Here is a 6,000-nt window from a genome sequence, read left to right as displayed (position 1 = left end):
AATTCCCCTTTTTTTCGATTGGTTAATTGTCGAGATTTTAAATACGTTGTTACCTGAACGTGTTCACCGTGTTAATCCCAGAGTTGTGAAAAAACCTGTATCAAAGTTTCGCTCTAAAAAACCGCAACACAGAGGTACTGGACAACGAGTAGAAGCTCCGAAATTTCATATCACTAATCAGCTTTCTAGCCTTAACTGAACCGTATTGGATTATATGTTAGTTAAAAGATATAATAATAAACGCCTGTCTGCTAATGAACAGACAGGCGTTTCTCTAAATACAAACTTTAGATGATACTCGGTTAAATCTTGGCAGTAGAATCAACTGAAGTTTGAGACTGACTAACCGAATCTAATTTTGGTAAAAGCAATGGATTTTCTGCTTTTACATTACTGTTGATTGTTGCTTGTAAAGTTGGGGTATTGGAGATGGAATTGTTCGCCAATGTAAACAGTGGATTTGACAAAATCCCTGCTATGGAAGTGGCAATTAATGTTACCACCAACCCGACTTGCAAAGGTCTTAGCCCAGGCAAATCCCAACGCACTTGTGGATAATTCTTCACCGAGTCGGACATTTCATGGGGTTCTTTGACTACCATCATTTTGACTACACGAATGTAGTAGTAGATGGAGACGACAGTGGTAACTAAGCCCAGCAAGACTAACCAATAAAGACCTGCTTGCCAACCAGCCCAGAATAAGTAAATCTTGCCGAAAAATCCAGCCAACGGTGGAATACCACCCAGCGAAAGCAGGGAGATACTCAATCCCAGTGTTAGGAGTGGGTCTTTTTGATATAAGCCAGAGTATTCGGTAATCTGATCGGTTCCTGTCCGCAGTGAGAATAGGATGATGCAGGTAAAGCCACACAGGTTCATGAACAGGTAAACCAGTAGGTAAAATATCATACTGGCATACCCTGCTTGTGTACCAGCAATTAAGCCAATCATCACAAACCCAGCTTGGGCAATGGATGAATAAGCTAGCATCCGTTTCATGCTGGTTTGAGCTAGGGCGACTACGTTACCCAAGATCATGCTAAGAACGGCCAGAGCAGTGAAGACAAATCTCCACTCATCAGCAACAAGAGGGAAGGCTGTTGTTAGCAAGCGGATGGCTAGGGCAAACCCAGCTGCTTTGGAACCTACAGATAAAAAAGCGATTACTGGGGTAGGAGCGCCTTCATAAACGTCTGGTGTCCACTGGTGGAAGGGTGCGGCGGAGATTTTGAAGCCAATACCTGCGATCGCAAAAACCAGGGCAATCACTAAACCCAAAGATTGTCCGACTTTCGCTGTGGCGATGCCATTTGCGATCGCACTTAGTTCGGTTTGTCCTCCAGATAGTCCATACAGCAGTGATACACCGTACAAAAAGATTGCTGTACTGGAAGCTCCAATTAACAAGTATTTCAGCGCCGCTTCATTAGAGCGGGGGTCACGCTTGGTATAACCTGTTAACAAGTAAGAGGAGATACTCAGGGTTTCTAGGGAGATGAAAATCATCACCAACTCACTAGCCCCGGATAAAAACATCCCTCCCAAAGTAGCACTCAGCAAAATAGCGATGAATTCGGCTAAAGCGGTGCCGCTCTGCTCAACGTAGCGAATTGACATCAGTATAGTCGCGATCGCAGACAAGGCAATAATACCGCGAAAGACGATACTCAGGTCATCACTATTAAAGCTACCGGTAAAACCAATGGGATTAGCAGAGTCCCATTGAAAATATAGGGCGACAATCGAAGCAAATAAACCTGCGATCGCTAGATATCCAATCCAGCGTGCGGACGTACGCCCCAAAATCAAATCAACAATCAAAACCCCCAAGAGGGTGAGAATAACAATCCCCTCTGGCAAAATCGTTCCAGCGTTTAGCTGGGATGCAATATTAGCAAAATCCATGAGATGTATAGGTTTTGGGGATTAGACATTAAGGCTAACTCTGTTCACTCTAGCAAGTTTTCTAATCCTCAGACTAGCTCTTTTAACAAGAGCTTAACAGCTTGGGTGCAGATGGCGATTGCACCAATTTCACTGGCTTACCAGCAGCTTTCTCAGTATGTAGGAATTTACCTAACAGCTTTCCTACCTCGTTTTTCAGGCGTGACCTTTACGAAGATCATAAATAATTATGCTGTAACGAGTGCGTGCCGTAGGTGATTGCCACGGACAAAAAGCTCATAAAATTAATAAGGGCACAGCATTACTGTGCCCCTACAATATTCATAATTCCTAAGTTTATTAAAAACCAACAGATGGCAGCTTGCCTTGTAGGGACTGAAATTTAGACTGAACACAGTTGGCACAATTGCAACCAAGTTGATCAATAATCGGATTAGATGTTTGATTCAACTTTGGTGTTGCCAGTTCAGAAATTTGCTGTGTAGATGCTACCGTAATAATTTGTGTAGCATATTCAGATTTCAGGCTGGATGCGTGTGCTGGATTGACTACCAGCAGCATGGATACTAGAAATGCGGGACAGGCAAGTAAAATCAGTTTGACTATGTTCATAATTCACACAAAGATAGCTTTGCTGATACAGCATAGCTAATAAATTGCCTACCTTCAATTTTAATTACCAAGTATTGCTTAACTACGCCCAAATCCTTGACCCCGCAAAACCTTTGACCATACAAGTAATTCGCCCTGTTCACCCCCTGCGGCCAGTAACTTGCCTTGGGGATGCCAAGCTAGGGTGGAAAATCCTGCTGAGACACCTGTGATAATTTGGGATACTTCTTTGGCTTTATTCCACAAACACAACCAGCCATCAGCAGCAGCAGAAGCGAGAAGGAAGCTTTTGGGTGCAAAGGCGATCGCATTGATCACACCCACATGATTAGTTAATACTCGTGCTTCCCAACCTAAAGAATCATCTTCTAGCTTTTCCCACACTACAATACCTTCAACGCTAGAAGATGCCAGTATTGGCGCACCCAGTTTTGTGGTAGCTTCTGACCATGCCAATTGGCGAATTTTACCAGGGAACCCACGCATCACCCACGGGTCGGGGTTATTCCATTCTAAAACGGTGACGCTACGATCCATGTTGCCAGAAGCGAGGAATTTGCCATCGGGCGACCAAGCCATCGCTACACTGACAGTAGTCATATCTAGGTTATATGGTTCTTCATCCCAGTTTTGACTATGCCAAATCTTGATACCCTGATAACCGCTAATGGCTAAGTACTGTCCGTCAATGCGCCAATCAATGGCCAAAACTGACGAGTTTTCAAAATTCAGCGTCACGACAATTTCACGAGTATCTGCATCCCAAACTTGAACGTAACGCCCCAAACTAAAAGCCAGTTGGTTACTGGTGTAATTCCAAGCTAGCTTGTCAACCCATGCGGGGGCATTTTCCAAGGTGGCGATTAATTCAGTATCGCGCCAAATTTTTACCTGTCCATCTTGTCCACCAACAGCTAAAAATTTTCCATCTGGTGAAAAAGCTAGACAGTCTACTGATTTACCATTACCAGTTTGTAAACTTGTGAGTTCGCCATTATTCCACAGAACTACTTCACCGGCGGCGGAAGTTGCTGCTAAAGTTTTACCTTGTGGCGACCAAGCGATCGCAGTTACATAATCTGAAAGTGTCCCCGAATAGTGTTGTTCAAATTCCTTAGATTTGCTAGTTGTTGAGTTCATAATTTTCTATAGAAGTGAGGAGTTAGAAGTTAGAAGTTAGGAATTTTTAACTCATCACTCATAACTCCTAACTTTTTATTTACGCTAAACAAGCGAGAAAATCTTGCTTAAGTTTTGCTGCATCAAGGTTGCGCCCGATAAAAACTAGTTCGTTTTTGGGGGTTTCGTTTGCTTTCCAGGGGCGATCGGGTTTGCCATCAAAGATCATGTGTACTCCTTGGAATACAAATCGATTATTTTCTCCAGCAATATTTAGAATACCTTTCATCCGAAAGATATCTGTCCCTTGGGTACGTAGTAACTCCGAAAGCCAAGTGTTTAATTTTTCTCCATCGACTGCACCTGCTTCTACTAAAGCTACAGAAAAGACGGTTTCATCGTGTACGTGGGCATCTTCGCCTAAGAAATCTGGATCAATTTCTAATGCACGGTCTAAATCAAAGGCTTTTACACCTAATAAAGCATCCATTCCGAGTTCAGAATTTTGGGTACGGTAGATTTTTGCGATCACATTCATTGCCCGAATCCGTTTTTCTAATTCATCCAACTCTTCTGGCGCTACCAAATCAGTTTTATTAAGTAAAATTACATCGGCAAAAGCAATCTGTTCTTGTGCTTCGTCGGCATCCCAGTGCTGCCAGATATGCTTCGCATCTACGACTGTCACCACTGCATCTAGAGACAATTGACTTTGTAAATCTTCATCTACAAAAAATGTCTGAATCACTGGTGCAGGATCGGCTAATCCAGTTGTTTCAATTACTAAATGGTCAAATTTATCGCGCCGCTTCATCAAATTGCCAATGATGCGAATTAAATCGCCGCGCACTGTACAACAGATACAGCCATTGTTCATTTCAAATATTTCTTCATCTGCATCGATAATCAATTGATTATCAATACCCACTTCCCCAAATTCATTGACAATCACAGCAACTTTCTTGCCATGTTCGTAGGTGAGGATGTGATTGAGTAGAGTCGTTTTACCTGCTCCCAAATAGCCAGTTAGAACAGTAACGGGAACTGAATTGTTGATTACGTCAGCCACCATACTCTAAATTCCTCTTGTCTCACCTTATGGATAATCATTATCGCCTATGATAAATCTTTTTATATTTTTGTGCGAACTTACTATTATTTTGGGTTTCAGGAAAATAATCACATAATTTAATGACCAAACATTTTATTTTTATGCATCTGTAATAAGTAATAGATATTCAAAAGTTGGCTGGCAATATTGCATACAAGCCAACACCCTGCGGTAAGTCGCAGGTTAGTACCTTGACAATCTTACTACTAAAATGATAATCATTATCCAAGCAAAAAAAAATTATACTTTGATGGAGTAGCGTGGTGGTTTCAAAAAACACTATCGGTTTGAGAAAGCAATTAACTCAAGCAGGACAAGCATCTGCGTCTATTGCAGTCAGCTTTTTGGTCGTTGCGCCGTTGGTTTTATCTACCGCTTTAGCGCCAGCACAAGCAGATGATACTCATAATCATTCTGATGAAACGGGCTTTTACATTGGGTTAGATGGTTTGGAGGCTCTCTCTACAGGGACATACGCAGGTTTGGAGAACCCCAACTACAATCGTTTGACCCTTCTCTTTGCACACAGGAATGAAGACACACCTGAATCTAGCCATTTCCACGGTATTGGTACTTATAGCTACTCAGGTTCTTTAGATAACCCAACTATTAACCCAACCAATACAAATAACCGAATTCCTGAGTCTTACTCAGAACAACCGCCGCTAACATTATTACCTGGCACAGGGTTTTATACTGGTCGCTTGATTAGTACTCCAACAAATAAGGAATATAGCAATCTGACAATAGAACCTATAGCGTCTCTAAAAACTTCAAAAGAATTAGACAACCAGTATTTGTTCAATAGCTCTAATGGTCGTTGGCAGTCGTCTCTTGAGGGTGCAAATATTGGTTTACAATTAGCGTCAATTAGCAGTGGATTGAATATTGGCGATTCAGCAGGCGTTGATATTGTCAAGTCAGTCGGCGATATCTACACAATCGGCAGTGGTGATAATTTTTCGTTCACCCCTACTTTTTGGACTGATGCTGCTGCACCACTGGGAACTTATTCTGCATCATTCAAATTGGTGGATTTAGGCACTGATAATCACCGTATTCCTTTTAAAGAGTCTGGCACTTTCAATTTTGATTTTGAAGTCAAAGCAGTGCCTGAGTCATCAACTCTTCTTGGCCTTGGTATAGTCGGTTTCCTGGCGCTTTCTCTTTCTCGCTTGCAAAAACTTACTCGTAGTAGCTTGAACTAATTTTAATCTCGCACCAAGGTGCAAAACGATTCTTTGCGTCTTG

The 6,000-nt window shown here is 42.1% G+C and carries 5 protein-coding genes and 1 pseudogene; 2 read left to right on the top strand and 4 right to left on the bottom strand.

Annotated elements, in window-relative coordinates; all coding sequences use genetic code 11:
• Nucleotides 1-199 (top strand): annotated as a pseudogene (locus H6G96_RS24115) (transposase); the annotation flags it as partial.
• A gap of 103 nt (nucleotides 200-302) precedes the next feature.
• Here the strand turns inward: H6G96_RS24115 and H6G96_RS24110 are convergent.
• The 4 genes from H6G96_RS24110 to H6G96_RS24095 all read right to left on the bottom strand — a co-directional run bounded on the left by H6G96_RS24110 (nucleotide 303) and on the right by H6G96_RS24095 (nucleotide 4,710).
• Complete coding sequence (locus H6G96_RS24110; RefSeq protein ID WP_190914186.1) at nucleotides 303-1,907, bottom strand: NAD(P)H-quinone oxidoreductase subunit N; 1,605 nt, start codon at nucleotides 1,905-1,907, stop codon at nucleotides 303-305.
• Nucleotides 1,908-2,246: 339 nt separating this feature from the next.
• Nucleotides 2,247-2,519, bottom strand: coding sequence for a hypothetical protein (locus tag H6G96_RS24105; RefSeq protein ID WP_190914184.1), 273 nt, complete (start codon nucleotides 2,517-2,519; stop codon nucleotides 2,247-2,249).
• Nucleotides 2,520-2,597: 78 nt separating this feature from the next.
• Nucleotides 2,598-3,659: a WD40 repeat domain-containing protein gene (locus H6G96_RS24100; RefSeq protein WP_190914182.1), complete on the bottom strand. Its 1,062-nt coding sequence runs from the start codon at nucleotides 3,657-3,659 to the stop codon at nucleotides 2,598-2,600.
• 79 nt (nucleotides 3,660-3,738) lie between these two features.
• Complete coding sequence (locus tag H6G96_RS24095; protein WP_190914180.1) at nucleotides 3,739-4,710, bottom strand: GTP-binding protein; 972 nt, start codon at nucleotides 4,708-4,710, stop codon at nucleotides 3,739-3,741.
• A gap of 302 nt (nucleotides 4,711-5,012) precedes the next feature.
• Between H6G96_RS24095 and H6G96_RS24090 the strand changes: the two genes are divergently transcribed.
• Nucleotides 5,013-5,957 carry an all3515 family Zur-repressed PEP-CTERM protein gene (locus tag H6G96_RS24090; RefSeq protein WP_347242276.1) on the top strand — a complete coding sequence of 315 codons (945 nt, stop codon included), beginning with the start codon at nucleotides 5,013-5,015 and terminating at the stop codon, nucleotides 5,955-5,957.
• The last annotated feature ends 43 nt before the right edge of the window (nucleotides 5,958-6,000 follow it).

This window comes from Nostoc sp. FACHB-892, from assembly GCF_014698795.1.
Classification (GTDB): Bacteria; Cyanobacteriota; Cyanobacteriia; order Cyanobacteriales; family Nostocaceae; genus Nostoc.
This window is presented reverse-complemented; position numbering and strand designations above follow the sequence as displayed.

Excerpts from the sequence above, each read along its gene's own strand:
- H6G96_RS24110 (WP_190914186.1), bottom strand. The coding sequence starts at position 1,907 with ATGGATTTTGCTAATATTGCATCCCAGCTAAACGCTGGAACGATTTTG.
- H6G96_RS24105 (WP_190914184.1), bottom strand. The coding sequence starts at position 2,519 with ATGAACATAGTCAAACTGATTTTACTTGCCTGTCCCGCATTTCTAGTA.
- H6G96_RS24100 (WP_190914182.1), bottom strand. The coding sequence starts at position 3,659 with ATGAACTCAACAACTAGCAAATCTAAGGAATTTGAACAACACTATTCG.
- H6G96_RS24095 (WP_190914180.1), bottom strand. The coding sequence starts at position 4,710 with ATGGTGGCTGACGTAATCAACAATTCAGTTCCCGTTACTGTTCTAACT.